The organism is Rhodococcus sp. 05-2254-2, assembly GCF_002259095.1.
In the GTDB taxonomy this organism is placed as follows: Bacteria; Actinomycetota; Actinomycetes; order Mycobacteriales; family Mycobacteriaceae; genus Rhodococcoides.
The window spans coordinates 396817-421710 of the sequence record NZ_NOZJ01000008.1 but is presented as its reverse complement, the minus strand read 5'-3'; the positions used below and the strand labels follow the sequence as shown (position 1 = coordinate 421710).

The 24894-nt window shown below is 66.2% G+C and carries 29 protein-coding genes; 11 read left to right on the top strand and 18 right to left on the bottom strand.

Annotated features, from left to right (window positions below):
- Nucleotides 1-414 precede the first annotated feature (414 nt).
- Both CH283_RS12065 and CH283_RS12060 read right to left on the bottom strand, forming a co-directional pair.
- On the bottom strand, nucleotides 415-1224 hold the full coding sequence (locus CH283_RS12065; protein WP_373557618.1) for a CPBP family intramembrane glutamic endopeptidase: 810 nt from the start codon (nucleotides 1222-1224) through the stop codon (nucleotides 415-417).
- Nucleotides 1225-1257: 33 nt separating this feature from the next.
- Nucleotides 1258-2028 (bottom strand): DUF2470 domain-containing protein, encoded by a 771-nt coding sequence (locus CH283_RS12060; RefSeq protein ID WP_094638523.1) that lies wholly within the window; start codon nucleotides 2026-2028, stop codon nucleotides 1258-1260.
- Nucleotides 2029-2129: 101 nt separating this feature from the next.
- On the opposite strand from CH283_RS12060, the gene CH283_RS12055 reads away from it, so the two are divergent.
- From CH283_RS12055 to CH283_RS12045, 3 genes are read left to right on the top strand one after another with little or no spacing between them, the layout of a single operon-like run.
- Nucleotides 2130-2837, top strand: coding sequence for a hypothetical protein (locus CH283_RS12055; RefSeq protein ID WP_094638524.1), 708 nt, complete (start codon nucleotides 2130-2132; stop codon nucleotides 2835-2837).
- Between the two features lie 24 nt (nucleotides 2838-2861).
- Nucleotides 2862-3794 (top strand): prephenate dehydratase, encoded by a 933-nt coding sequence (pheA, locus tag CH283_RS12050; RefSeq protein ID WP_094638525.1) that lies wholly within the window; start codon nucleotides 2862-2864, stop codon nucleotides 3792-3794.
- A complete protein-coding gene (locus CH283_RS12045) occupies nucleotides 3791-4456 on the top strand; it encodes a histidine phosphatase family protein (RefSeq protein WP_094638526.1) in 666 nt (221 codons plus the stop codon). The genes pheA and CH283_RS12045 overlap by 4 nt, the downstream gene beginning before the upstream one ends.
- On the opposite strand, the gene CH283_RS12040 is transcribed toward CH283_RS12045, so the two are convergent.
- From CH283_RS12040 to CH283_RS12025, 4 genes are all read right to left on the bottom strand, one after another.
- The gene (locus CH283_RS12040) at nucleotides 4453-5277 is read right to left on the bottom strand and encodes an ESX secretion-associated protein EspG (protein WP_094638527.1); all 825 of its coding nucleotides are present in this window, start codon (nucleotides 5275-5277) and stop codon (nucleotides 4453-4455) included. The genes CH283_RS12045 and CH283_RS12040 overlap by 4 nt on opposite strands.
- A complete protein-coding gene (locus CH283_RS12035) occupies nucleotides 5274-6440 on the bottom strand; it encodes a PPE domain-containing protein (RefSeq protein ID WP_176460227.1) in 1167 nt (388 codons plus the stop codon). Before CH283_RS12035 ends, CH283_RS12040 begins: the two co-directional genes overlap by 4 nt.
- An 88-nt stretch (nucleotides 6441-6528) precedes the next feature.
- Nucleotides 6529-6840 carry a PE family protein gene (locus CH283_RS12030; protein ID WP_032381057.1) on the bottom strand — a complete coding sequence of 104 codons (312 nt, stop codon included), beginning with the start codon at nucleotides 6838-6840 and terminating at the stop codon, nucleotides 6529-6531.
- Between the two features lie 88 nt (nucleotides 6841-6928).
- On the bottom strand, nucleotides 6929-7495 hold the full coding sequence (locus CH283_RS12025; RefSeq protein ID WP_176460226.1) for a histidine phosphatase family protein: 567 nt from the start codon (nucleotides 7493-7495) through the stop codon (nucleotides 6929-6931).
- A 261-nt stretch (nucleotides 7496-7756) separates the two neighbouring features.
- On the opposite strand from CH283_RS12025, the gene CH283_RS12020 reads away from it, so the two are divergent.
- Both CH283_RS12020 and CH283_RS12015 read left to right on the top strand, forming a co-directional pair.
- Nucleotides 7757-7951 carry a CbtB domain-containing protein gene (locus tag CH283_RS12020; RefSeq protein ID WP_032396459.1) on the top strand — a complete coding sequence of 65 codons (195 nt, stop codon included), beginning with the start codon at nucleotides 7757-7759 and terminating at the stop codon, nucleotides 7949-7951.
- A complete protein-coding gene (locus CH283_RS12015) occupies nucleotides 7942-8733 on the top strand; it encodes a CbtA family protein (RefSeq protein WP_094638529.1) in 792 nt (263 codons plus the stop codon). Before CH283_RS12020 ends, CH283_RS12015 begins: the two co-directional genes overlap by 10 nt.
- 129 nt (nucleotides 8734-8862) lie before the next feature.
- Here CH283_RS12015 and CH283_RS12010 read toward each other — a convergent pair whose 3' ends face one another.
- Nucleotides 8863-9195 (bottom strand): metallopeptidase family protein, encoded by a 333-nt coding sequence (locus tag CH283_RS12010; protein ID WP_082073870.1) that lies wholly within the window; start codon nucleotides 9193-9195, stop codon nucleotides 8863-8865.
- A gap of 13 nt (nucleotides 9196-9208) precedes the next feature.
- On the bottom strand, nucleotides 9209-10294 hold the full coding sequence (locus tag CH283_RS12005) for a septum formation family protein (protein ID WP_094638530.1): 1086 nt from the start codon (nucleotides 10292-10294) through the stop codon (nucleotides 9209-9211).
- A gap of 34 nt (nucleotides 10295-10328) precedes the next feature.
- On the opposite strand from CH283_RS12005, the gene CH283_RS12000 reads away from it, so the two are divergent.
- Together CH283_RS12000 and serS are read left to right on the top strand one after the other, a co-directional pair.
- Nucleotides 10329-10721, top strand: coding sequence for an ankyrin repeat domain-containing protein (locus CH283_RS12000; RefSeq protein ID WP_094638531.1), 393 nt, complete (start codon nucleotides 10329-10331; stop codon nucleotides 10719-10721).
- An 11-nt stretch (nucleotides 10722-10732) separates the two neighbouring features.
- Nucleotides 10733-11986, top strand: a complete 1254-nt coding sequence (gene serS, locus CH283_RS11995; RefSeq protein WP_094638532.1) for a serine--tRNA ligase — start codon at nucleotides 10733-10735, stop codon at nucleotides 11984-11986.
- A gap of 42 nt (nucleotides 11987-12028) precedes the next feature.
- Here serS and CH283_RS11990 read toward each other — a convergent pair whose 3' ends face one another.
- Nucleotides 12029-12907, bottom strand: a complete 879-nt coding sequence (locus CH283_RS11990; RefSeq protein ID WP_094648540.1) for a hypothetical protein — start codon at nucleotides 12905-12907, stop codon at nucleotides 12029-12031.
- Nucleotides 12908-12993: 86 nt separating this feature from the next.
- On the opposite strand from CH283_RS11990, the gene CH283_RS11985 reads away from it, so the two are divergent.
- Nucleotides 12994-13734 (top strand): lysophospholipid acyltransferase family protein, encoded by a 741-nt coding sequence (locus CH283_RS11985; protein WP_094638947.1) that lies wholly within the window; start codon nucleotides 12994-12996, stop codon nucleotides 13732-13734.
- 9 nt (nucleotides 13735-13743) lie between these two features.
- Complete coding sequence (locus tag CH283_RS11980) at nucleotides 13744-14229, top strand: GNAT family N-acetyltransferase (RefSeq protein WP_094638946.1); 486 nt, start codon at nucleotides 13744-13746, stop codon at nucleotides 14227-14229.
- On the opposite strand, the gene CH283_RS11975 is transcribed toward CH283_RS11980, so the two are convergent.
- Nucleotides 14230-15648, bottom strand: coding sequence for a sensor histidine kinase (locus tag CH283_RS11975; protein WP_094638945.1), 1419 nt, complete (start codon nucleotides 15646-15648; stop codon nucleotides 14230-14232).
- Entirely contained in the window at nucleotides 15645-16328 is a 684-nt protein-coding gene (locus CH283_RS11970) for a response regulator transcription factor (RefSeq protein ID WP_094638944.1), read from the bottom strand. The genes CH283_RS11975 and CH283_RS11970 overlap by 4 nt, the downstream gene beginning before the upstream one ends.
- Nucleotides 16329-16455: 127 nt before the next feature.
- On the opposite strand from CH283_RS11970, the gene CH283_RS28270 reads away from it, so the two are divergent.
- Nucleotides 16456-17097, top strand: a complete 642-nt coding sequence (locus tag CH283_RS28270) for a hypothetical protein (RefSeq protein WP_176460225.1) — start codon at nucleotides 16456-16458, stop codon at nucleotides 17095-17097.
- A 64-nt stretch (nucleotides 17098-17161) separates the two neighbouring features.
- Here the strand turns inward: CH283_RS28270 and CH283_RS11960 are convergent, their stop codons facing one another.
- The 5 genes from CH283_RS11960 to CH283_RS11940 form a co-directional block, all read right to left on the bottom strand.
- Nucleotides 17162-18598: an HNH endonuclease signature motif containing protein gene (locus tag CH283_RS11960; RefSeq protein ID WP_094638943.1), complete on the bottom strand. Its 1437-nt coding sequence runs from the start codon at nucleotides 18596-18598 to the stop codon at nucleotides 17162-17164.
- A 140-nt stretch (nucleotides 18599-18738) separates the two neighbouring features.
- The gene (locus tag CH283_RS11955; RefSeq protein WP_094638942.1) at nucleotides 18739-19332 is read right to left on the bottom strand and encodes a DinB family protein; all 594 of its coding nucleotides are present in this window, start codon (nucleotides 19330-19332) and stop codon (nucleotides 18739-18741) included.
- 5 nt (nucleotides 19333-19337) lie between these two features.
- Nucleotides 19338-20081, bottom strand: a complete 744-nt coding sequence (locus tag CH283_RS11950) for a CPBP family intramembrane glutamic endopeptidase (protein WP_037187130.1) — start codon at nucleotides 20079-20081, stop codon at nucleotides 19338-19340.
- A gap of 19 nt (nucleotides 20082-20100) precedes the next feature.
- Entirely contained in the window at nucleotides 20101-21372 is a 1272-nt protein-coding gene (locus CH283_RS11945; protein ID WP_094638941.1) for a YhgE/Pip domain-containing protein, read from the bottom strand.
- Nucleotides 21373-21456: 84 nt separating this feature from the next.
- Nucleotides 21457-22035 carry a TetR family transcriptional regulator gene (locus CH283_RS11940; RefSeq protein ID WP_094638940.1) on the bottom strand — a complete coding sequence of 193 codons (579 nt, stop codon included), beginning with the start codon at nucleotides 22033-22035 and terminating at the stop codon, nucleotides 21457-21459.
- Nucleotides 22036-22130: 95 nt separating this feature from the next.
- Between CH283_RS11940 and CH283_RS11935 the strand changes: the two genes are divergently transcribed.
- A complete protein-coding gene (locus CH283_RS11935) occupies nucleotides 22131-23177 on the top strand; it encodes an NAD(P)-dependent alcohol dehydrogenase (RefSeq protein WP_094638939.1) in 1047 nt (348 codons plus the stop codon).
- 53 nt (nucleotides 23178-23230) lie between these two features.
- Here CH283_RS11935 and msrA read toward each other — a convergent pair whose 3' ends face one another.
- On the bottom strand, nucleotides 23231-23743 hold the full coding sequence (gene msrA, locus CH283_RS11930) for a peptide-methionine (S)-S-oxide reductase MsrA (protein ID WP_068054290.1): 513 nt from the start codon (nucleotides 23741-23743) through the stop codon (nucleotides 23231-23233).
- A 57-nt stretch (nucleotides 23744-23800) separates the two neighbouring features.
- Nucleotides 23801-24832, bottom strand: coding sequence for an NADP-dependent oxidoreductase (locus CH283_RS11925; protein ID WP_094638938.1), 1032 nt, complete (start codon nucleotides 24830-24832; stop codon nucleotides 23801-23803).
- Nucleotides 24833-24894: the final 62 nt, after the last annotated feature.

Genomic DNA, 24894 nt, shown 5'->3' with positions numbered 1-24894 from the left:
GGAGGTCCCTGACGGCGCGGGGGCCCAGGTTCGTACTGACGCGGGCCCCGATCCGGTGGCGGCTGGCCGGGACGATATCCGCGAGGGGGTGGCGGCTGTCGGCCGGGCGGCACCTGACCTGGGGGCGGCTGCGGTGGTCGCGATTGGCTCGGCGGTTGCGGGCCTCGTGGTTGCTGGCCGGGCGGTGGTCGACGAGGCGGTGGTTGAGAAGGCGGTGGCTGGCGCGGCGGTTGGCCCCCGGTCGGGCGCGGTGCGGGTCCTGGCGCTGGGTCCGGCCGACCGTGACGACTCCGTTCTGATCGGTCGGGCGGCGTTCGCCGTTCCGGCGCGCCGTGCCGTCCGTAGCGATCGTCGTCGTTCACGGGTCGACTGTAACCGTCGCCACGGAAACACCCGGGTTCCTCGCGTGCCGATTCACGGGAGCCACGACAGATGTTCGCGCAGGAGGGCGTACCCGACGAAGGCCACGATGTCGATAAGAGCGTGTGCGATCAGCAGTGGCCACAGTCTGCCGGTGCGCTGCCAGTAGCGGCCGAACACCAGACCCATGAGGAAGTTTCCGACCCCACCGCCCACGCCCTGGTAGAAGTGATAGCTGCCGCGCAGCAGCGACGAGCACAGCAGGGACGCGTTCTCGCTCAGTCCGAGTCTGCGTAGGCGAGAGATCAGGTACGCCACGACGATGATCTCCTCGGCACCGGAGTTGGCCAGCGCGTACAGAATCAGTGCCGGGACGCGCCACCAGTGGTCGTCGAGGGCGCTGGGAACGACGTTGAGGTTGAATCCGAGGGCGTTGCCCACGAGGTACAGCGCCAGGCCGGGCAGCCCGATCAGTGCGGCCAATCCGACGCCGTGACCGAGGTCGATCTTCAGCCGCGGCCGGGCCAGCCCGATCGCGCGGGGTGCCAGATCTGCTCGCCACAGCAGGTACAACCCCAGTGCGCCCCAGGCCCACAGACGCAGGATGCTCAGCAGCTGGAACAGCAGATCGATCAGGCTGAAACTCGACCGTGACGAGTTCAGCGCCACGGTCTGATCGGACAGGGCGGCGGTCTGCAGCGCGTCCTCGACGAGCGAGAGGATGCTGCTCATACCGCTCAGCCCGAACGTGACCAGCAGGACGATCGCGATCTCGACCTTGATCGTGGTGCGTTCGCGGGCATCGGGCGGTGGAGCCGTGCTCGCGGGCGGCGGTGGCGTCAACCAGCTCTTGAAGTCGATCACCGCACGAGTCTGCCCTGTTTCTCCGAACGTGCGTCAGCCGCGGGCGCGTAGTCCGTTCAGAAACGGGCAACCGGCGAGCACGCGCAGCGCGCGACTGAGCGAGAGGACGTCCTCGACGGGCTCGGCGAACCCCAGCCGGACGTCGTTGTCGCCGCATTCGCCTTCGATCCGCAGCCGAATGCCGTAGCGATCGATGCCGAGCGGCCGGATTCGGCCCTGCCGGAGCGACGGCGGGAGGCGTCGGGCCAATTGGGCGAGCAGGTCCGGGTGGTCGGAGTCGAGGTGCTCGAGCCAGCTGGTCTCCATCTCCCAAAAGGGATCGGGTTCGGCTTCCAGCAGCGTGTCGACGTCGACCGGCTCGGCTCCGGTGCTGTCGGCGACCACGGCGGAGGTGACGATCAGCCGCATCAGCGAGGTGGTGTGCCCGACGTCGAGGAGAGCGGGATGCGGATGTTCGGCGGCCACCGCTCCGGCCATCGGGCGCATCAGCGAGTCCGGGACCGGGCGTAGATCGCCGCGAAGCCACACCAGCGAACGCACCGGTTCACGCAGCGCGAGCGGCGCGTGATCGGTGAGTTCGAGGACGGCGGGGATGCCGGCACGGGAGGACTGCCAGGTGTGCGCGTCGTCGAGGGAGTCGGTGGGGACGGCCAGGATCATCTCGCCGTTGGGTCGCAGATGATGCAGGGACGTGATCACCGGGTCGCTGCCGTCGATGGCCAGGGCGGCGCCCTCGGCGCGCATGCAGGCACTGCGTACACGTTCGGCAGTGGTCGGTCCGGTGGTGGTGGTTGCGCCGAGCATGGGCTCCTCCGATGCGATCGGTCAGGCGAGTAGGTGAGGCAAACCTAAGTTAGCGTGGTGTGGCGAGGATCGCAAGACCGTCCCGGGTCTACCGTGAAGGCGTGCCGATTCCGCTGACCCTCGGTGTGCCCCACCGACCCGACCCGAACGCGCTCGTCCACGAGCTGCTGCAGCCGATATGCGCCGACGCATCCTCGCTGGCCGCAGCTCCGCGTGGAGCCGAGTACGGACCGCCCGTCGTCCGGGCATCGACCCTGCTCACGCTGTCCGACTCGGACGACCACGGACGCATCGTGGTGGACCTCGACATCGACCCCGACGAGCTCCGAGCAGGGAGGACCTGCGGTTACGAGGCCGTCCGGTTCGACGTCGACGCCCCGGCCGAGCACCTCGCCGACGCGCTCGGGCTGCGATTGCCCTCGCCGCTGGTCGTCTTCCCGATGTTCGACGCGATCGACGTGGCCGAGATCGCGGAGGCCGTCGTCCTCGCCCACCGGACCCCGGGCATCCGCGTCGGAGACACCCCGCGGCGCATCGCCGACGTACTCGCCGTGGTCTCGCATGCAGATGTGGGCCTCGTCGCCCGCGCCGACTCCGGTGACGAGGTGCTCGCGATCCTCGCCGCGACGGTGGCGTCGCTACGCGGAGACGACATCGCCGCGGCGCTTGCTGCCCCGAACGTCGCCGCACTGCGAGCTCTCATCCCCGAGGCCGCCGAGGCGGTGCGCGAGGTGCTGCTCGGAATCGAGATCGTCGACGCCGCCCGCGCCCGCGCCCGGCTCGTCGACGTCGGTTTGATCGCTTCGTAGGCGTCCACAACGTAACCTCGAGACGTGCCTCGCATCGCTTACTTCGGCCCATCGGGAACGTTCACGGAGATGGCGCTGGCGCAGTTCGAAAAGCTCGGAACCTTCGGCGCGGTCGGTCTGGACGGCGCGGTCGAGCGGGTGTCGGCGTCGAACCCACCCGCTGCGCTCGAGGCCGTGCGATCGGGCGCGGCCGACGCCGCCGTGGTCCCCATCGAAAGCTCCATCGAGGGAGCGGTCCCACCGACGCTCGACGCGTTGTCGGAGGGCCGCCGGCTGCAGATCGTCGCCGAGACGGAGATCGAGGTGGCCTTCACCATTCTCGGTGGTCCCGGCGTCACCCTCGACTCGGCCCGCACGATCAGCGCGTATCCGATCGCGCTCAATCAGGTGCGCCAGTGGCTGCAGACCGCCATGCCCGACGCCGTGGTGCAGTCCGCGTCGTCCAATGCCGGTGCAGCAGAAGACGTTGTAGCCGGAATGGTCGATGCTGCGGTGTCGACGCGGCTCGCCGGTGAGCGCTTGAAGTTGTCGATGTTGGCCGACGGGGTCATCGACGTGGAGGGCGCGCGGACTCGTTTCGTGCTGGTGACGGCGCCGCAGTCGGTGCCTGCGCGCACCGGTGCAGACCGAACGTCGGTGGTCCTCGAGCCGCCGAACGATCCGGGCACGCTGCCGGCAGCGTTGGCCGAGTTCGGAATTCGCAACATCGACCTGACCTTCATCGAATCACGGCCCACCCGTTCGCGATTCGGAACGTACAGGTTCTTCATCGACTGCGCCGGGCACATCGACGACCCGCTCGTCGCGGAGATGTTGGCCGCATTCCACCGCAAGATGCCCCTCCGGTTCCTCGGATCCTGGCCCACCGCAACAGGAACGGGCGGTTCGGTGCCGCCGCCGATCGACGAACACGTGCAGTGGGTCGCAGACATTCGTGCCGGACGCGGTGATCTGTGATGGGCAAATTGATTCTGGTTCGGCACGGTCAGACGACAGCGAACGTCGCGAAGATACTGGACACCTCGCCGCCAGGAGCCGAGCTCACCGAGCTGGGGCACCAGCAGGCCGACGCGTATGCGCAGACCTGGATCGGACGCCCGCCCGCGGTGCTGGTGTCCTCGGTTGCGTTGCGTGCCAAGCAGACTGCGGGTTACATCGAACGAGCGACCGGGGTTCCCTTGGTAGTGACCGAGGGAATTCAGGAGACCTTCGCCGGAGATCTGGAGGACCGCGACGATGCGGATGCGCACCGGGAGTTCACCGATATCTTCAGTCGCTGGCACGCCGGAGATCTGGCGGCGACCGTGCCCGGCGGCGACAGCGGACATTCGGTGTTGGAGCGTTACGTCCCGGTGCTCGACGGCCTCCGCGCGCAGTATCTGAGTGACGAGACAGCGGGCGACGTCGTTGTCGTCAGTCACGGTGCCGCAATCCGACTGGTTGCGGCGGTACTGGCAGGTGTCGAGGGCACGTTCGCGGCCGACAACCACCTCGACAACACGCACACCGTCGAGCTGCTGCCACTGCCCGACGGTGGATGGTCCTGCACCAGGTGGGGCACGTTCCTGCCGCCGTTCGAGGGCAAGGGCAGCAACAAGGCGGACAACCCGATCAGCTAGCGCAGATGCTCACCGGCCGATGCGATCAGCTCGGTCAGGGCAGCGGTCACTCTGCGATCCGTCGCCCCGGTCAGTGAGCTCCACGACGTGCCGTCGGCGGCGAGGGTCGAGGTGGCGAGAATGCGTCCGGCTCTGGTGTCGAACAGGGCCACGGGTCTCCCGGCCACGTGACGGGTTCCGTGCCTACGGGCGACGGCGGTGATCTCGGTTCTGCCGGCGCAGGTGGCCATCGCCGACGCCAGAGCCGCGGCGCGCTCGTGCGCTACGCCGATACCGCGCAGCCGAGACGCGGTTGCTCCGACGTCGGTCGGTGCCGCGTCGAGTGCTTCGGCCAGCAGATCGGTCGGCGCGTTGATGCTGCCCGGGTCGAACGACGCGGCCGAGCCGATCGCCGACGCGAGGTCCCGGGCCGGATCACCGTGGACGGCGCGGATGGTGACCACGTCGTCTCGCCGCACCGCCGACACCGCGATCCGATCGTCGGATGCAACGCAGATGCGAATGGTCGGAACGGGCTCTGGGTTCTCGACGTCGAAGACACGAGCCGAGACGTACCAGTGAGGTTGTTCGAGAACCCGCAGCCACTGCTCGAGATCCTCGTGGACGCGGCCCTCGGTGATCAGGCCGGCGTTGTTCAGTGCGCTGCGCCCGTGCTCGAGCGCACGATCTCGGGCACCGACGTCGTCGAAGCGCGGGAACACGTCCAGGACCACGGGTAGTTCGGCGATCGACAGTTCGTCGACCAGGAAATCCATCTCGTCCACACCGAGTGCGGCGATCGGCAGTGTGTGGCCCACCGGCACGGTTCCCAAGTCGATCAACGGCCGTTCCCGCTGGTATCCGTGTGCGGCAGGGTCGGGTCCGCGCCGATGACGGACGGTGCCACGGTCCGACCGTCGGAGAAGTGCTCGAATTGCTTGAGGTAGTCCGGGGTCTCGTGTTCGTCGTCCTCGGCCTGCCCGCGCGGGCCGGAGGCAGGAGCGCCTGCCGCGCCCGTTCCGCGCTGAGCGAGGCCTGCATCGGCCGAGGTGGTTGCGCCGAACGCGGACGGACCGCTTAGGCCTGCACCGGCCTGCATCGAGCCACCACCGGCGGGACCCAACGCCGAACCGGGCATTCCGACGCCGCCGCCGATGCCACCGGGCCCGGCTGCTCCACCTGCCCCGCCGCCGAACGACACCGGACGCGTGGACGCCGGACCGACAGCGGGAGATGCCGAACCACCGGGTGCGAAACCGTACCCGCCGCTCGCTCCCGATCCGCCGGACAACGCACTCGACCCGATGGTGGACGCGGCGGTGGCCACGGTCGACACGCCGGTACTGGCGATGGAGGTGGCAGCACTACCGATCTGACCGGCCGCCGCTGCCACGCCGGGGTTCTGGGTCGCGGCCATCAATCCGCCGATCGCGGCCTGGACCGGGGATGTCATCAATGCGCCGTTGGCGAACTTGCCGGAATCGGAGACGATGGCCGGCGGCTGATCGAATGTGGTCTGGACGATGCGGTGCGAGGAGACCAGCTCGAAGCCCTCCATCACCATCGCAGCGCGGATGTCGAGCAGTCGATCGGCCACCTCGGCAGCCTCGTAGCTGCCGTTCATCACGCCGCCCGTCGATGCGGCGGTGACCTTGGCGGCCTGAACGGCTCCGATTTCCACGAGCGAGGGCATGGTCGCCAACGCGACACCGTACGAGGTTCCTGCGGCCGGGGCCTCGACCGAGAGCGCCGCCGCCTTGACTGCCGTGGCGGCGGTCCAGGTCGCGAAACGGCCGAGCGCAGCCTGAGCCAGCAGTGCCGACTCGCCCTCCCAGCCTGCGGTCAGAGCCGCGGTGACAGCCGCAATGCTCGCCGATGCCTCGGTGAACGCCGCAGCGACCGAACCCCACGCGCCACCGGCGACGTGCAACGGCACCGGTCCCGGCCCGAGCAATCGCGTCGAGTTTCCCGTCGCCGTGCGTGGCAGCCACACCACACCTGTCACTCCGAGCGTCATCCTCTGGCCCCCATGATGTTCGAGCGTTGTGTCGTTTCGAGCTTTGTGTCTTGGTGTTGCGGTCGAGTGCGGTGCGTCAGATTCCGGGTAGGCCGGGTAGGCCCCCGGCCGTGTCGTCGTCGGTGGCCACGTAGTCCGCAGCCTGTTTCCGCAGTTCCTCGGCCGCTCGGTGCAACTCCGAAATGCCCTGCGCTGCAGCAGGTCCGAAGGTATCGGCCGCGGTGCCGAAGAACCGTTCGGTGAGCAGCGAGACCTCGTCGGTACCGGGCGGCAGTGGCCGCACGGGGATTGCCGTTGCAGTGACAGCCGCCTGCAAGCGAGCGGCGACCGCATCGAGTTCGGAGGCAGCAAGCTGTAGGGCCACCGGATCCACCTTGATGACGGTCATGAGCCACGCTCCCTGATCGAAGAACTTTGCGCTGTCGGTAGGTAAGACGCCGCCGTGTTCTGTTCGGTTCCCTCCGCGCGAGAAAAATTCAGACGAACTTCTGGGCCACCGCGCCGACAGTCCAGACGCCGCCTCGATGGCTGACGGACGTGCGCGTCAGCGGGGAAACGTCGATTCGCCAAAACGAGCGGATCGGGGCGTCCAACACCAGCACCACCACGGCTCGGACGACGGCAGGAGAGGTCACCGCCAGAGTGCGGCCCGGCGTCGATCCAACAGCGCTCAGCCACTTCTCGACGCGAGAGAACAACGCGTCGAGGGATTCTCCGCCCGGAGGAACGAACGCCGGATCGCTCAGCCAGGCCATCGCGTCGGCGTCGGGCAGGTCGGTCATCTCGAGACCGGACCACCGGCCGTAGTCGATGTCGGCCAACGCGGGCTCGACGGAGATCTCTGTTCCGAACACCTGCGCGGTGGAGATCGAGCGGGTTTCCGGGCCGGACAGGACGCGGTCGGCGCGGGGAAGGTCGGTTACCGCCTCGAGATCGCGCAGGCCCGCGTCGTCGAGTGGTTCGTCGCCGGGAAACCGGCCGGTGCGCATGGCGTCGGTTCGCGCGTGAGCGACCAACATCAGTCGGGTCACGAGAGCGGGCACTGCGTCATTGTGGCACCGCAGCTTTGTGGCATCGAGCTGCAGTCGGTCGGGACAGCGATTGACACAGAGTCCGGAGCGATGCCACAGTTCGCTGGTAATACGCGATGTACGCAGGTAATCCGGTGAAAATCCGGAGCGGTTGCGCCACTGTGATCGACGTCGGCGAAATGCCCGAATTCGAGAGTCAGAAAACTCGTTCATCGCATGGCCGTCCCCGTTTTCGAGCGGGGACTACGGGACGCACAATCCCAGGAGGACACCATGGCAATCATTCACGCACCCAGTAATACGACGGAGTCGGCTGCTCTTGCCGTCATCGTCGCCGCAACGATTCTGCTCGCTTTCGTCGTGCTCTACCTCGTCGGTTTCGATCAGGGCGCGATCTCCCGCAGTGGCATGTACATGCACGAGTTGATGCACGACGGCCGCCACCTGCTGGGCCTGCCATGCCACTGACCGACATCCACGGCCCGACGCTGCAGGGCACATTCGTCCAACTACTGGTGCGAGGTCTGCTCGCCGGACTTCTCGCAGGCCTGCTCGCCGGAGCAGTCGCCTACGTCGTCGGTGAACCGCACATCGACTCGGCCATCGCCATCGAGGAAGCGGCCGGAGCCGACGCTCATCACGCCGACGCCGATGCGGCCGCGCACTCCCACGGCGAGGACGCACTGGTCAGTCGAGACGGACAACGCGTCGGACTGTTCCTCGCCACCGGACTCGCCGGCCTGGCGCTCGGCGCGATCTTCGCCTCGGCGCTGCACTACGGGCGACGCTTCACCGCACTGCCGGGCTCGATTCTCGCGCTCGTCGGAGCCGGTGCCGGATGGTTGGCCATCGAAGCGGTGCCCTTCTTCAAGTACCCGGCCAACCCACCGGCCGTCGGCGATCCCGAGACCATCACCCAACGCACTTGGCTGTGGTTGGCGTCGGTGATTCTGGGTCTGCTGGCGGTCGCATTGGCCGTCTACGCGGCGAAGGCGGTGGCATCGCAGCATTCGGTGGCGATTCGCGTCGGAGCGCCGTTGCTGGCGTTCCTGGTTGTGGTCGGCGTCGGCTACGCGCTGCTGCCCACCGTCAACGAGGTGGGCGCGGACTTCCCGGCAACCCTGCTGTGGGAATTCCGACTGTCGTCCCTGGCCACCCAGGCAACCCTGTGGCTGGCCTTGGGATTGGGATTCGCATTACTCACCGATCGCGCTGCTCGATCCACTCGCCGAGAGACAGTCGCGGCGTAGCCCGGCGTTCGCTTCGGCCCCCACGTTGGGATGAATGCGCCATTCAGGCCATCTGAGTGACTGAAACCCACATTCATCCCAACCTGGGGGTGCGTTCGGGGTGAGCGGGCGGGCGACGAGTGAGTGCTGTCAGCCGAATCCGAGTTGATGCAGTCGCTCGTCGTCGATGCCGAAGTGATGTCCGATTTCGTGGGCTACGGTGATCGCAATTTCCCGTCGCGCCTCGTTTTCGTCGTCGACCATTTCGAGGATCGGTTTGCGGTAGATCGTGATGACGTCCGGTAGGTGGCCGCTGTATTCGTAGCGCTCGGTCAGTGCGATGCCCTCGTACAGTCCGAGGATGTCCTCGGTGGGGTGCTCTTCCTCGACGAGAACGACCACGTTGTTCATGAAGTCGGTGAGCTCACGCGGCAGAGTGTCGAGGGCGTCGGACACTGCTTCCTCGAAGTCGACGCGCGTCATGTGCGTGGGAATGTCACCCTCCGGTGGTGATCGGTGCGGCACCGGGCAGCGGTGTCGGCAGTGCGCGGCCGTCGGGAGCGGAGGGCGGCGGTACGGGGGCTGCACCGTTGATGAGGATGTCGCCCTTGGCGGTGCCGACGATGGTCGCGAAACCGCCGGAATCGAGTTCGGCACCCACCGAGCACGTCACCTGGCGACTTCCGGCCAGCCAGCTCGCGACGTCGATGGTGTCCCAGAACAGGGTCAGCGTCTTGTCGCGCAACGCGGTGTCCGAGCCGAGGTAGCCGTTGACCGCGTCGGTGCACGTCCGCTCGAGGTACGCATCCTGGTCGCCCTCCGACGGGTGCCCGCCGGGGAACTGCTGCGTCAGGTTGATCACCGACGCCACCTCGTACGCGTGCGGAGCGGCGCAGTCCACCGGATCGGCCGGCACGTTCTGGTTGATGCCGATGCAGGTTCCGGTAGGCCAGACCTTCGACTGGTCCTGATCGAGAATCGACCCGGTCATCTCCATCAGCGCGCCGGTGTTCGACGGCATCTGCACACCGCAGCGCAGCGTCCGCTCACCCTTGGCCCATCCGGCCTGGCTGGGGAACATCAGCCCGACGCCGAAGCGTCCGTTCGGATCGAATTTGGCACCGACGTAGTCGTCGACGGCGGCCGCGCAGTGTTCGTCGCGCAACTCGCTGAACCGGATGGAACCGGGATACGCCGCGGCAGGACCGAACTCGACGCCGGGGTAGACGCTCATGTCGATGTCGCGAGCCACCTCGAAGCGATGGGGATCGGCGCACGAGACCTCGGCGAGGTCCTGCCGATCGGTCTCGGGATCGTCGGTGGGCGTCCACTGCAGGCAGGCACCAGGGTCGGCGGCACCGAAGGAGGACGCCGACACGGGCCCGTCGGTCGCAGGCCCACTGGCCGTCGCATGGGTGGTGATCTTCTCGGGTGTCGAGAATCCGTCGGAGAGAAAAACCGTCGCCCCGGCGGCCAGCACCGCACCGACCGCAACCATGGCGAGTCCACGTCGAGCTGTGGTTGCAGACAGTGTTCGCCGAGACTTCTCGCTCGTCGGGGGGTCTGTTTCGTATCCGGACATCGCCCTCCATCATGCCCGAGTATGTTCGGTCCTCATGAGCGACCCAACGGGTGACGACGACCTCAGCGAGCTCGCCGGCCGACTGTTCGCGATGGCCCGCACCGGTGACAGTGCCGCTCTGGCGAGTTACGTGGACGCGGGCGTCCCGGTGAATCTGCACAACGAATCAGGCGACACGCTGGTCATGCTCGCCGCGTATCACGGGCACGCCGACGCCGTGCGTGCGCTGGTCGAGCGCGGTGCCGATGTGAACAAGCCCAACGACAAAGGGCAGACCCCACTCGCGGGCGCGGTCTTCAAAGGTGAGGACGAGGTGGTGCGCGTGCTCGTCGAGGGTGGAGCCGATCCGCACGGTGGCCACCCGTCGGCGATCGATGCCGCCACGATGTTCGGACGCGAGGACTATCTGGGGTTGCTCGGCAAGTAAGGTTCGTTCTCGTGATCGACCTGAAATTCCTTCGCGAGAATCCCGACGCAGTGCGCGCCTCGCAGCGCACCCGAGGCGAGGACCCCGCTCTCGTCGACGCACTTCTGGGTGCCGACGCATCCCGCCGGGCCGCGGTGCTGGCCGGCGATCAGCTGCGTGCCGAGCAGAAGGCGCTGGGAAAGCAGGTCGGTAAGGCCTCCGCCGAGGACCGTCCGGCTCTGCTCGCCGGGGCATCGGAACTCGCCGCCAAGGTCAAGGCCGCCCAGGCCGCCGAAGCCGAGGCCGATGCAGCCCTCGACGCGGCCCACCGCGCGATCTCCAACATCGTTCAGGACGGCACGCCCGCAGGCGGCGAGGACGACTTCGTACTGCTCGAGACCGTCGGGCAGATCCCGGAGTTCGACTTCGAGCCGAAAGATCACCTCGAGCTGGGTGAGTCGCTGAAGTTGATCGACATGGAGCGCGGAGCCAAGGTCTCGGGCTCGCGCTTCTACTTCATGACCGGTTACGGCGCGTTGCTGCAGCAGGGATTGCTCCAGCTCGCTGCCCAGAAGGCCGTCAAGAACGGCTTCACCATGATGATCCCGCCGGTGCTGGTTCGCCCGGAGATCATGTCGGGAACCGGATTCCTCGGCGCGCACGCGGACGAGATCTATCGCCTCGAAGCCGACGACCTCTATCTCGTCGGAACCTCGGAAGTTGCTCTCGCGGGTTACCACTCGGGCGAGATCATCGACCTCGCCGACGGCCCGAAGCGCTACGCCGGATGGTCGTCGTGTTTCCGCCGCGAAGCGGGCAGTTACGGCAAGGACACCCGCGGCATCATCCGCGTCCACCAGTTCGACAAGATCGAGATGTTCTCCTACATCAAGCCCGAGGATGCAGCGGCCGAACACCAGAAGTTGCTGGAGTACGAGAAGGAAATGCTCGCCGCAGTCGAGTTGCCCTATCGGGTCATCGACACCGCAGGCGGCGACCTCGGCTCCTCGGCCGCTCGCAAATTCGATTGCGAGGCATGGGTTCCCACCCAGAAGGCCTACCGCGAGCTGACCTCGACCTCGAACTGCACGACGTTCCAGGCCCGACGCCTCGGCGTGCGGTACCGCGACGATAACGGCAAGCCCCAGACCGCAGCGACGCTCAACGGCACCCTCGCCACCACCCGCTGGATCGTCGCGATCCTCGAGAACCACCAGCAGGCCGACGGCACCGTCCGCGTCCCCGAGGCGCTGGTGCCTTTCGTCGGGACGGATGTCTTGCGCTGACCCCGGGTCGTTCCGCGGGCTCCACTCCTGCGCAGAACCGGTTCAGGCGATGTCGCCGATGCAGTAACCCTCGCCGCCGACGGCCAGCACGAACGTACGGTTCTGGTACGCCCCGGACGCGTCGATGATGTCTGCGTTGACCTGGGTGTAGATGCCGTTCTGCCCGGTGACGAACACGCTGTCGGGATCGAACGAGGTGATGCCGGGCAGGATGTTCGGATTCTGCACCAGCGGCGGGGCAGTGGGAACTCCGGTGCCGAGGGCATCCCAGGTCTGACGGCCGTCGCACACGAGTGGGTAGGTTTCTTCCACATCGCTGGGGTTCACCGGAATCCCAGCCAGACGCCCCAGGTAGCGATCGACGGTGTAGACGGCGTCTGTCGCGTCGAACACGGGAGCGGTGCCGGTGGGGTAGACGGTGGGGCACGCATAGCCGGCTGCGATCTCACTGCGCTTGACGCTGACCGTGGCGATGGGCCCGGTCCACGTGACGGCGTACTGACCGTCGACGCCGGGGGCGGCAACGGCAGCGAGGATGGCCTCGGCGTCGACGTACATCGCCGGGATCTCGGTGGGCGGAACCGTCCAGCACCGCGCCGTGACGACGCCGATTCCGCCGCCGATGAGGTCGCCCACGAACGGTCGCAACGCCATCGCGGCGTCCGGGTTTCCGGGAACCTCGCCGACGGGTGGGCCGGGCGGGATCGGTGGGGGCGTGGTGGTGGTCGGGGCTGCCGTGGTCGGAGTTGCCGCCTGTGAGTCGTCGCTCGGTGCCTCGGTGGTGGTGCTCGTCGCTCCCGACTGCTCGGATGGCAGTCCGACTGCGGAATCGCAGGCTCCGACCAGAGCGAGCGTTGCGATCAGCGGCAGCGCGGTTCGGACGACCCTGGTCCGCCGCGGTGATGCCGCACTGTTCTTCACGTCGTTTCTCCCCCGTTGCTTTCGAGCGGACCTGACATCTCCCGGACCTTTTCCCCGGCATCGTCCACCGACTACGCTAACGGACTGTGGAACCCGTCTACCGATCAGTCATCGGCATCGCTCGTGCAGTGTTCGCGTTCGAGGGCCTGAAATTCGATGTCAAGGGCGAGGAACACATCCCTGCCACCGGCGGAGCCGTCATCGCCGTCAACCACACCGGATACATGGACTTCACCTACGCCGGGCTGCCGCCGCGACGGGTGAAGCGCTACATCCGGTTCATGGCGAAGAAGGAAGTCTTCGACAACAAGATCTCCGGCCCGATCATGCGCTCGCTACGGCACATCCCTGTCGACCGTGGAGCCGGTGCCGAGTCCTACAAGGCGGCCGTGGAGAGCCTGCGCAACGGCGAGCTCGTGGGCGTGTATCCCGAGGCGACCATCAGCCGCAGCTTCGAGATCAAGGAATTCAAGTCCGGCGCAGCACGCATGGCCATCGAGGCAGGCGCGCCGATCATCCCGACGGTGATCTGGGGCGCGCAGCGTGTGTGGACCAAGGGATACCCGAAGCGGTTGGGCCGCACCAATACTCCTATCTCGATCGCTGTCGGTGAGCCGCTGCCTCCGGTCGGTCCGCCGAACGAACTGACCGAGAAACTGCGTACGGTGATGCAGAAGATGCTGCTGGAACTGCAGGAGAACTACCACCACGAGCCGGGCGCGTACTGGGTTCCGGCACGATTGGGCGGCAGCGCACCGACTCTCGAAGAAGCGGACAAGCTCGACGCCCAAGACCTCGCTGCCCGTGCCGCGAAGCGGGCCGAGTAGAACTGTGCGATGAACCTCCGCGGTGAACGGGTCGTGTTGCGGCCCGTCACCACCGAGGACGTGCCGGAGCTCCGCCGAATACTGCACACCCCCGAGGTGTACGCGCGGTGGGGCGACGAGGACGCCGACGAGAACTGGCCGTTCGACAACCCCGAAGAGCATCGATTGGTCGTCGAAATCGACCGCGCAACAGTGGGATTGATCCAGTACGGCGAAGAGACCGATCCGATGTACCGGCATGCGTCGATCGACATCTTCTTGGACCCGGCTGTACACGGTCGCGGGGTCGGAAAGGACGCCGTGGGCACGCTGGTGCGATACCTGACAGTCGACCTCGGACATCATCGGTTGGTGATAGATCCGGCCGCCGACAACGCGGTAGCGATTGCCTGTTACAGCGCAGTCGGATTCGAGCCCGTCGGGATCATGCGCAAGTACGAGAAGGGCCCGACCGGCTGGCACGACAGCCTGCTGATGGATCTGATCGTCGAGTAGCTATCGATCTTCTCTCGGCAGTGTCATGCGGAATCTCGCGCCCGTAGGCCCTGCGGCACAGACGAGTTCGCCTCCGTGCGCTCGCGCCAACGTCCGCGCGATCGACAACCCGAGCCCGACGCCACCGGAGGAACGGTCGCGCGCGGAGTTGAGTCGAACGAGCCGCTCGAAGATGCGCTCACGGTCCGCCTCGTCGACCCCGGGACCGTCGTCGTCGACGGTGACGAACGCCTGTGAGTCGGCCCCTGTCTGCACTCGGATTCTCCCGCCGGGCGGAGTGAACCGAGCGGCGTTGTCGAGGACGTTCGACAAAATTTGCTCGACGCGGCCCACGTCCACCCTGACCGGCACCGGTTGCGATCCGTCCACCTCGAACCGGGCCTGCGGCGACAGCAGTGCCGCGCGCTCGACGGTGCGCCGCGCAATGTCGGTGAGATCCGCGTCGGTCAGCTCCAGCTCCGAAGTATTCTCTGCACGAACGGAATCGAGCATGTCGCCCACCAGGCGCGACGCCCTGGCGGACTCGCCGACCAACAGTTCGCTCCACCTGCCGACCCGATCGGGGCGGTGCTCGGCGTCGCGCTGCAGCGACTGAGCCAACGCCGAGATCCCGGCCACCGGTGTGCGCAGTTCGTGTGCCGCGTCGGCCAGGAATCGGCGCATGTCCTCCTCCGCTCGGCGCGCCGCCTGCGCGGCCGCGGCCTCTTTCTGCTCGGCGTCCTCGAGGGCGTCGAGCATCTCGTCGACGGCCGATGCGGTGCGGCCCAGGTCTGTCTTCGGCTTGGATGGTAGTAGCCGTCTTCCTCTGTCGCCGTTGGTGATTCGGCGTGCAACGGACGTCATCGAGTCCAGGGGCGACAGTGCTCGCCTGACCGCGTAGATCAGCGCGGCGGCGGCCAGGAGCAGAGTGACTGCACCGGCACCCACCATCAGAATGCGCAACTGTTGGCGAACATCGGCGATCGCGGTGGTGTCGCCGAGGAGTGACAGTGTCGATCCGTCGGGTAGGGGCTTCGTGATCTCCAGCGAATCGGAACGTGGGGCAGGCGGATTGGGCGGTCCCGGGGGAGTGGGCGCATTCGACGGGCCGGACGGAGGGTTGGGTGCCGCGGGCCGATCGCCCTGCGCGGGAGGCTCGCCACCGGGCACACCGTAGACCGTTCCGTCGGCGGTGGTGATCCGAACTCGGATAGCGTCACCCTGCAGGGCTTGCACCAAGTCCTGCGCGCTGACCCCGCTGTCGACCAGTTCGACCGCTCGGTCGGCCCGATCGCTCAAGCGAGCATCGAGATCGCGTCGAAGCTGCTGGCCCAGAACCACATCCACCGATGCGCCGACCACAAGTAGCAGCACCGCGAACAGGACGACAACGGTGGCGACCACTCGCGTACGCAACGACGGCGTCGGTGTGCGGTTCACTGCGGTGCCCGCAAAGCGTAACCGAGGCCGCGGACAGTGTGAATCAACCGCGGTCCGTGGGCTTCCATCTTGCGGCGCAACGCACTGACGTGCACTTCCACCAGGTTGGCGTCGTACGCGCCGTAGCCCCAAACCGATTCGAGTATCGACGTTTTCGAGACAGTGCGACCGCGCTGCGCGACGAGGAAGGTTGCCAACCGGAGTTCGGTCGCCGTCAGGTCGAGGACGTGGCCGGCGCGGGTGACCACCCCCGCGGATTCGTCCACGAGTAGATCGCCCACTTGGATTGCGTCCGACGACCTGCCGCGTCTACGCAGCACCGATCTGGCTCGCGCGACCACCTCGTCGAGCTGAAACGGCTTGACCACGTAGTCGTCTGCACCGTCGCTCAGACCACGCAGGCGGTCTTCCAACCGGTCCTTCGCGGTGACCATGATGATTCCCGCATCGCTGCTCTGGCGGACGATGTCGATCAACGCGAACCCGTCCCGAGCACCCGGCAGCATGACGTCGAGAATCACGACATCGGGGCGAAAGCCGGCCATCGTGGTCTCGAAGTCGTCGCCGTCGGGCAAGGACGCGGCGGTGAATCCCGCGTCCTCGAACGCGGCCACCAGCGCTTCTCGGATGGGCAGCGAGTCCTCCACCACCATCACCCGGGGAGCGGAACTGTATGTCATTCCTCGATTGTCACTCACCAGCTGAAGTGATCCTGAAGATGCGCCCAGCTTCAGGGTGACTTCAGCTAGCGGCGGCAGGGTCGGTGACAGAACGAATCGAACGAGACAGTGCGAACAAGGAGTGAACGTGAACGATCAGACCCAGCCGATCCCCGCCGCCTCGAACCCGGCCGAGCCCGCTGCTCCCCAGCAGAACAAGCCGAAGCGATCGAAGGGCCGTGTGCCACTGGTGGCAACAGCGGCGGCGGGACTCGCAGTAGGGGCGCTTGTCGCGTCGGCAGTATTTGCTGCCACCGGGCCGGACGTCTCGCCCGGAGTGTCCACGGTCGCGTCGTCGTCGACGCTCGGGGAGCGGACCGACGGCGGTGGCGGGTCGGATGCACCTGCGGTGCCGGCCGCTCCGGACTCCGGCGACGGATCGACGGCTCCCACCCCGTCCGATGATGCGACGCCGCCTGCTCCGGGTAACGGCGAAACCCCGCCTGCTCCGCCCGCGGGTGGTCCGGGCAAGGGTGGACCGGGAGAGGGTGGCCCAGGTCCGAGTGGGCCGGGTAAGGGTGGACCGGGTGCCCTGTGCGCACCGGAAGACGGTGCGACGCCGCCCGCTCCGGCCGACGGTGCGACGCCGCCTGCTCCGGCTGATGGTGCGACGCCGCCTGCGCCGCCGACTCCGGGTGCTGAGGGAGACGATGCGACTGCGCCTGCACCCCCGGCTCCGGCCGATGGCGCTACTCCTCCCGCACCACCTGTCGCTCCTTCTGGTTCCTGATCCAACCTTCTCCAGCCCCGCACCGGTGTTCTCGGTGCGGGGCTGGAGTGGTCTGTGGGCGGGTTCAGGCGATGTGGGGGCCTGCTCGGGCGTGGGATGGTCGGGGTTGTCGGTAGGGGTCGACGGTTGCTGGCGGTACGAACCAGGGGTGGTTGTCGGTGCCGATGAACACTTCCCAGTCACTGTGGTGGATCAGTCGGTGGTGGAACCCGCAGAGTAGGACGAGGTTGTTCATGTCGGTGGGGCCGCCGTCGCCCCAGTGCCAGATGTGGTGTCCTTCGGTCCAGGCGGCAGGTTTTCCGCAGCCGGGGAACGCGCAGCCGTGATCGCGGGCGGTGAGGGCTCTGCGTTGTTTGGCGGTGACGGTGCGGGCGGTGCGGGCGAGGTTCAACGGGTTGCCGTTCTCGTCCATCACGATCGCGGTCAGGACACAATCACACGCCAACTGGCGGGAGGTGTTGCGCGAGAGCGGCCCCATCCATGGCAGCCACCCGACCGAAGCGCCGTCGCCGAACAAGTCTCGATACGCGCCACGATCAGCAGCTCCGCCTTCACCGTGATCGCCACTGCCACTGCCACTGCCACTGCCACTGCCGTTTTCGTTGTCCGGTTCGGTTTCTGCGTCGGTGTCTACGGGGTTGCCGGTAATGATGTCGACGAGATCGACTGTGTCGGTCTCGGATTCTGTTGCTGCGCGTGAGGTTTCGTCGTCGGTGATGTCGTCTTCGCCGCCGCAGTTCTGGAGGTCGGTGAGGTCCTGCAACCGGATGTGCAGGTTCAGGTGGGGGCGTTCTCCGCCTTCGATGGGGCGATCGCTGGAGGCGAGGTAGTGGTCGAGGATGTGGCCGAAGGCGTCGGCTCTGCGTTTGGCGGGGCTGCGCTGGTCTTGGGTGCCGTCGGCGGCGGGGTGGGGTTCGGTCAGCGGGGAGAGTGCGGTGAGCAGCTTTTCGCCGGTGATCGCATCGAAATCACCTTGCAACACCAGCCGACCGTTCAAAATCTTGGAGGCGAAGAGTTCGTTGCGGTCGGGGTTCTCGGCGGGTGGTTTCTTGGTGCCGAAGCTGTCTTCGAGTCTGGTGATCGCTGCTCGGATGCGGCCGGTGCGTGCGTCGGGTCCTGTCGCAGCTTTGATCAAGGCGGCGCGCGCGGCATCGCGACCCTTTTGCGGCAGGTGTTCCGGTGGGGTTTCGGCGAAGGCAAGGATCAGGGCAGCGTGGTCGATGGTCATCACGCCGGTGTTCACGGCGTCGGCGATGTCGGGAAACGCAGCCATGCCGCGGGCGAGGGCGACGATCTTGGTGGCCTTGGACGGTGAGAGCAGGGTGGTGGAGGTCAGCCATCCGGCGGGTCCGGGGACGCCGAGTTTCTCCCGGCTCACGCGGGTGTCGATCTCGGCGACGAGAGCGATCCGGCGGGCTTCGAGCAACTGGATTTGATGGGAGACCGCGGCGGCGTCGGCGAGCAGTTCGCTCTCGCTCAGTTGCCAGATCTCCGTGGTCATGGAAGCCAGTGTATCGAACGCGCGTTCGACTGGAAACCATAGTGCAATCGAAAACTATTGTCCTGCTTAACTATTCGCTATCCAGAACCTGTCGGTGGCGTGTGCTAGGCGTTGGTAAAACCTGACGTCAGGTGATGCGCTCAGTCAGCTTCTCTGGCAACGGTTTCCAGTTCATCTCGGTAGGCGGCCCACCATGCTGCGTCGCCGTCGGTCATGTTTTCGTTCCCCAGTCGCAGCCCGACGGAATCGTCGATGAGCTCGCGCACGATGTCTGCGTGTCCGGCATGTCGATTCGTTTCGATGCACACATGCACCAGTACGCGGTGCAACGTGACTTCCTGCTTCTCGGCGGGCCAGTGCAGGACGCGTCCGACGGTGTCGAGGTCGTTCGATTCGATGGTCTTGTCGGCGTGCAACCAAGCCTCGCGGTACAGGTCGACGATGAACTCGGAGGATTCGTCGGCGGCTGCCCACATGTCGGAGTTCGATCGCGCCGCAGCTGATTTCTCCAGCTCGGTGAATCGGGCCGGGAATTCGCGGCCGAAGGTGAGGCCGAAGTAGCCGTATTCGACGATCGCCAGGTGCTTGATCAGCCCCAGGAGGTTCGTCCCCGTCGGCGTCATCGGCCGTCGTTTCTGGTACTCGGTGAGGCCGTCGAGCTTCCACAGCATGTTCTCGCGGTCGATCCGCAGGTACTGGTGCAGGTCGTCTTTCATGCTGGTCGGCTCGGTCATGCTCGTCAGCTCACCGACGCGTGCCAGACCAGAGCAGCGGCCAGCGCGCCGAGTCCGTTCAACGACCAGTGCAGGGCGATGGGGGCGATCAAACTTCCGCTGCGGCTGCGCAGCCACGTGAACACCACACCCGCCGCCGCAGTCGCCACGACGGCCAACGCGATACCGACGATCTGCCCGAACAGCCCGCCACCGAGAAATCCGCTCAGCCCCACGTTGCCCGCCGTCAGCCCCAGCGACGACGCGATGTGCCACAGACCGAACAGCAGGGATCCTGCAGCGAACACGCCTCGAGCTCCGTAGATGCGCCCCAGCGTGCCGTGCAGCACCCCGCGGAATGCGAGTTCCTCCGGGATGACGGTCTGCAGCGGAATGACGATCATCGATGCGACGATGGCTGCAGAAACGGTTGCGTATCGGTCGGCCATGAAGAACGGCCGAGTCAGCGGCAGCAACGCACCGATCGCGACGACGGTCAGGACGACCCCGACGGCTCCGAGTGCGTACAGAGATCCGGTCTTCCATTGCTTGGGAGAGAGTCCCAGTTCGGCCCACCCCAGACCGCGCCGGTTCGCCAGGACTACCAGCAGAACCGCGGCGATCGGAACCGTCGCGATGCTGGCCCACACCGTGGTGAAGTGCGCGATGAGGTTGGTGCCCACGAGTACGAGGACGACGATGGCGACGTCGAGGTAAGCGTGGAAGGCGCGTCGGGGTGCCACGCTCCCGGCCGGATTCACAGCAAGCATTGGATCGAGTGTACTGGCGTCAGCTGTGAGCGCCCGGTGAATCGAGGCTTCGGTCGAGGCCTTTGCGGTCGTAGATGCGGGTGAACACCACACCGAACACGAGCCCGATGAGCAGTCCGAGAGACGTCATGCCCACCGAGTGCAGCAGCCCTGCGTCGAGTGAGGCGTTGAAGTACAGGATCGAGCGGGTGCCGAGGAAAATCTGGTGCATCGGCTCGAACTGCGCGAGCCAGGTGAAGAGCCGCGGGCTGGCTTCGAGGGGAATGGTGCCACCCGAGGACGGCAACGCCAGGATGATGAACACGATCAAATTGATCAGCAGTCCTGCGGTGCCGAACGCGGACATCACCGCCAATGCCGTGATGCCGACCGCGGTGATCGCGAACGCGCCGTACATCCACAGGGTCCAGGCGTGGGTGATCGGCATACCGAGCAGATGACTGATCAGCAGATACAGGGCAGACACCAGCATGGCCAGTACGACCATGACGAGCCACTTCACGAGCAGCGTCTGGAAGCGGTTGATCAGGGTCGGTCCCCGATGGATGTACTTGGGACCGATCTCTGTGGGCGTGAATCCGAGTAGGCCGTCGACGAGTGCGCTGACGATGGTCGCACCGGTGAAGCCCGCAAGGACGAGCAAGAGCGCGTAGTAGAAGGCGGACAGGCCACCGCCGGTGCCGTCGGGCAGAGGATCGTATTGTGCAACGATCACATCGATCGGCTGCGCGAGGGTGAGAGCACTTGCACCGGCGAGCTGAGTCTCGCCGAGCTGTTGGCGTACCTGCTCGGTGATCTGCTGTCCCACAGTTTCATTGACCGACTCGAACGCCGGTGTCGCCACTCCGGTCACGAGTGACATTCCGAAACTGCCGGCACGTGGGTTGGTGTAGACCGTGATGATCGGCTTCTCGACGTCCCCGGGAATCACGCTCGCCTGGGCGAGGATTCCCATTCTCTTGGTGAAATCGCTGGGGATGACGATGGAACCGTAGGCCTCGGCCGTCGACAGCAGTGATTGAGCTTGCGCCGGACCGACTTCCCGGAAGTCAACCTTCTCCGAATCGACGTTCTGCAGCAGACCCTCGACGATGTCGTTGCCGATGTTGCGCTGCTCGCCCGCGAGGGTGTCGCCCTCGTCCTGGTTCACGATCGCGATGGGGAGGTCGTGCAGATTGCCCCTGGGGTCGAGCACGCCGCCCAGGTACAGCGCGGCGAGGAACGACATCAGTGCCGACACCACCAGAATGGGCGCGAGCCAGAAACGCGGCGAACGAAGGACGTCGGCCATCGACCGAGGAGTTCTGTCGGAGGTCACCGGATCAGTGTCGCAACTTCGGCTCCCATGTGCGCGGTAGTTCGACCGCTGCTTCGCTTACCCCGGGGATCGGCAGAACGCCCGCCGGACTGTTGCGGCGAGGGCAGCCCGGCGTCGATCGTGCGCGGCCTCGGGTTCGCTGCGGTCGGCTGTATGGATGATCGCCGCCTGAGCCCACGTCCCGGCCAGCGCGATGAGCATCGACCAGATGTCGGCGGCGTCCACGTCGTCCACCAGCAGCCCGGTCCGTTGGGCGTCGGCGATCATCGCGTATTTCTCGTCGTCGTGTCCGGGTCTGCGGTCGAACAGCGGCCCGGCCGGGGTGCGCTCGAGACGTGCCCACGTCAGCAGTCGTACCAGCGTCGGGTCGTCGAGATACATCTCGTAGAGCCTGACCGCGTAGCCCGGTAGGTCGTCCGGGGTGAAGACGATGTTCTCGATGTCGGTGTCGACTCGTGTGTCGAACGCGATGTCGAACAGGGCGTCCTTGTTGCCGAAGTAGCTGTAGATCAGGGATTTGTTCGACTTCGCTTCCGCCGCGATGCGGTCCACACGTGCGCCGGCAATCCCGTGCGTCGCGAATTCCTCGGTGGCCGCCGCCAGTAGTCGGGCACGCGTGGCGGTCGAATCTCCCATGGGCCGACCCTACATTTCCAACTGGTTGGTTGAAAACCGTCGAAGCAGCGGCTAACGTTTCCAACCAGTTGGTTACTTTTCGAGAAAGAGTGCACATGCGAGCAACGACCGGTTATCGAGCCGTCGACGAGACGACGCCACTCGAGCGATGGAACTTCGAGCGAAGAGAACTGCGCGGCGACGACGTGGCGGTGCGGGTGACCTACTGCGGGGTTTGCCACACAGATCTGCATTCGACGCGAAGTCCGGGCGACTTCCCGGTGGTACCCGGACACGAGTTCGTCGGCGAAGTGACTCAAATCGGCACCCGGGTGACCGACTTCGCCGTCGGCGACGCGGTTGAGGTGGGAAACATCGTCGATTCGTGCGGCACGTGCGACATGTGCGCAGCCGGGCAGGAGAACTTCTGTCGCGAATTCCCGACGCTCACCTACGGCGGTCACGATCGGCACGATGGATCCGTTACTCGCGGTGCATACGCCGACGAGTACGTGGTGCGTGACAAGTTCGTCTACCACCGCCCCGAGAACCTGGATCCGGCCGGCGTCGCGCCGCTGATGTGCGCAGGAATCACGGTGTGGGAGCCATTGCGGCGGTGGAACGTCGGCCCTGGCGTCAGGCTCGGCGTCGCGGGAATCGGCGGACTAGGTCACCTGGCAGTCAAGCTGGGACGCGCTCTCGGTGCCGAGGTCACCGTATTCACCAGCAGCGCAACCAAGGTCAGCGACGCGACGAGGCTGGGAGCCCACCACGTCGTCGTGTCGACCGATGCGGAAGACGTGCAATCACGGACAGGAACGCTGGACCTGATCATCGACTGCGTTCCGGTCGATCACGATCTCTCGCCGTACCTGCGCTGCCTCGCGCTCGACGGAACACTGTGCACGGTCGGCTATCTCGGCTCGACGACGGTCGATGTGCTGGATCTGCTGATCGGACGAAAGAGCCTGGCGTCCGCGGGCAGCGGCGGACGAAAGTACACCCAGGATCTACTCGACTTCTGTGGCGCGAACGGCATCGTCACCGAGGTGGAGACGATGCCGTCCGCTCAGGTGAACGAGGCGTTGAATCGGTTGACGCTCAACGACGTTCGGTACAGATCCGTCCTGGATATGGCGGATCTGGGTGCCCCGCCCTTGTGAGTGAAACCTCGTAGCAGGCTACGAGGTTCCACTCACATGCGGCGCAGCCGCTCCTAGGCGTTGGCCCGACGCGGCAGCTTCCATTCCGGACGCACCCAGTGGCAGGTGTATCCCTCGGGGTACTTCTGCAGGTAGTCCTGGTGCTCGGGCTCGGCCTCCCAGAAATCGCCGGCCGGGGTCACCTCGGTGACGACCTTGCCGGGCCACAGTCCCGACGCGTCGACGTCGGCGATGGTGTCCTCGGCGACGCGCTTCTGCTCGTCGTTCAGGTAGAAGATCGCCGAGCGGTAGCTGGCTCCGATGTCGTTGCCCTGACGGTTCTTGGTGGTGGGGTCGTGGATCTGGAAGAAGAACTCCAGCAGGTCCCGGTATGTCGTCTGGGTGGGGTCGTAGACGACCTCGAGGCCCTCGGCGTGATTGCCGTGGTTGCGGTACGTGGCGTTGGGGACCTCGCCGCCGGTGTAGCCGACGCGGGTGGAGATCACTCCCGGGAGCTTGCGGACGAGCTCTTCGGCTCCCCAGAAGCATCCTCCGGCGAGAATGGCGGTTTCGGTGGCTGCAGACATCGTTGCTCTCCTAGTTCTTTATCGGTCGATACGTGGGGTTCAACGAACGAGGCGGCGTCATAATTCCGAGTCGTGGGTGCGTTCGCCGACCTCGAGAACCAGCTTGCCGGTGTTCGCCCCGTCGAACAGCAGGTTCAGGGTCGACCCGAAAGCGGGGACTCCGCCGATCTCGATCTGCTCGCGCGCGGTCATCTTGCCGCTGGTGAGCAGTTCGGACAGGGCCTCGATGCCCTCCTGGTAGCGATCGAGGTAGTCGAAGATGATGAACCCCGTCATCGATGCCCGATTGATCAGTAAGGACAAGTAGTGCGCCGGGCCGGGCTGCGGGTCCGTCGCGTTGTAGCCGGAGATCGCTCCGCACAACACCACTCGCGCTCCCTTGCGCAGTCGGGAGAGGGCCGCGTCGAGGATTTCGCCGCCGACGTTGTCGAAATACACGTCGATGCCCTTCGGTGCAGCCGCCTTCAGGCCCTTGTACACCGACTCGTTCTTGTAGTCGATCGCCGCGTCGAAGCCCAGTTCTTCGGTGAGCCACGCGCACTTCTCGGGTCCACCGGCAATGCCGATCACAGTGGCTCCCCTGGCTTTCGCGATCTGCCCCGCGATACTGCCCACGGCACCGGCGGCTCCGGAGATCACCACGGTATCGCCTTCGGTGAGCTTGCCGACGTCCATCAGACCGAAATAGGCCGTGAGCCCGGGAAATCCGAGTGCTCCGAGCCAGGTGGGAGCAGGCGCGATGGATTCGTCGACCTTCTGTACCCCCGTGCCGTCCGACAGTGCATGCTCGGTGACGCCGAACGAACCCGAAACGATCTCTCCGACTGCATAATCGGGATGGTGGGATTCCAGCACCCGGCCCACGGCGTGCGCTCGCATCACCTCGCCGATGCCGACGGGCGGCACGTACGAGCGCGCATCGTTGAGCCAGCCGCGCATGGCCGGGTCGAGAGAGACGTAGTCGACGGTGACGACGAATTCGCCGTCGCCAGGAGTGGGAATCGGTTCCTCGGTGAGGTTCCACGTCGATTCGTCGGGACGTCCCACCGGGCGCTGGGCCAGCCGGATCTGACGGTTCACAGATGTCATCTACCGTTCCTTCCACATCGAAGACGTGCATGTCGAAAACAGGGTGCTTCGACACTAGGGCA

Bases quoted from the DNA above. Each gene is read 5' to 3' on its own strand.
- CH283_RS12060 (WP_094638523.1), bottom strand. From the start codon at position 2,028: ATGCTCGGCGCAACCACCACCACCGGACCGACCACTGCCGAACGTGTA.
- CH283_RS12030 (WP_032381057.1), bottom strand. From the start codon at position 6,840: ATGACCGTCATCAAGGTGGATCCGGTGGCCCTACAGCTTGCTGCCTCC.
- CH283_RS12020 (WP_032396459.1), top strand. From the start codon at position 7,757: ATGGCAATCATTCACGCACCCAGTAATACGACGGAGTCGGCTGCTCTT.
- CH283_RS12015 (WP_094638529.1), top strand. From the start codon at position 7,942: ATGCCACTGACCGACATCCACGGCCCGACGCTGCAGGGCACATTCGTC.
- CH283_RS12010 (WP_082073870.1), bottom strand. From the start codon at position 9,195: ATGACGCGCGTCGACTTCGAGGAAGCAGTGTCCGACGCCCTCGACACT.
- CH283_RS12005 (WP_094638530.1), bottom strand. From the start codon at position 10,294: ATGTCCGGATACGAAACAGACCCCCCGACGAGCGAGAAGTCTCGGCGA.
- CH283_RS12000 (WP_094638531.1), top strand. From the start codon at position 10,329: ATGAGCGACCCAACGGGTGACGACGACCTCAGCGAGCTCGCCGGCCGA.
- CH283_RS11980 (WP_094638946.1), top strand. From the start codon at position 13,744: ATGAACCTCCGCGGTGAACGGGTCGTGTTGCGGCCCGTCACCACCGAG.
- CH283_RS11970 (WP_094638944.1), bottom strand. From the start codon at position 16,328: ATGACATACAGTTCCGCTCCCCGGGTGATGGTGGTGGAGGACTCGCTG.
- CH283_RS11960 (WP_094638943.1), bottom strand. From the start codon at position 18,598: ATGACCACGGAGATCTGGCAACTGAGCGAGAGCGAACTGCTCGCCGAC.
- CH283_RS11955 (WP_094638942.1), bottom strand. From the start codon at position 19,332: ATGACCGAGCCGACCAGCATGAAAGACGACCTGCACCAGTACCTGCGG.
- CH283_RS11950 (WP_037187130.1), bottom strand. From the start codon at position 20,081: ATGCTTGCTGTGAATCCGGCCGGGAGCGTGGCACCCCGACGCGCCTTC.
- CH283_RS11945 (WP_094638941.1), bottom strand. From the start codon at position 21,372: ATGGCCGACGTCCTTCGTTCGCCGCGTTTCTGGCTCGCGCCCATTCTG.
- CH283_RS11940 (WP_094638940.1), bottom strand. From the start codon at position 22,035: ATGGGAGATTCGACCGCCACGCGTGCCCGACTACTGGCGGCGGCCACC.
- CH283_RS11935 (WP_094638939.1), top strand. From the start codon at position 22,131: ATGCGAGCAACGACCGGTTATCGAGCCGTCGACGAGACGACGCCACTC.
- msrA (WP_068054290.1), bottom strand. From the start codon at position 23,743: ATGTCTGCAGCCACCGAAACCGCCATTCTCGCCGGAGGATGCTTCTGG.
- CH283_RS11925 (WP_094638938.1), bottom strand. From the start codon at position 24,832: ATGACATCTGTGAACCGTCAGATCCGGCTGGCCCAGCGCCCGGTGGGA.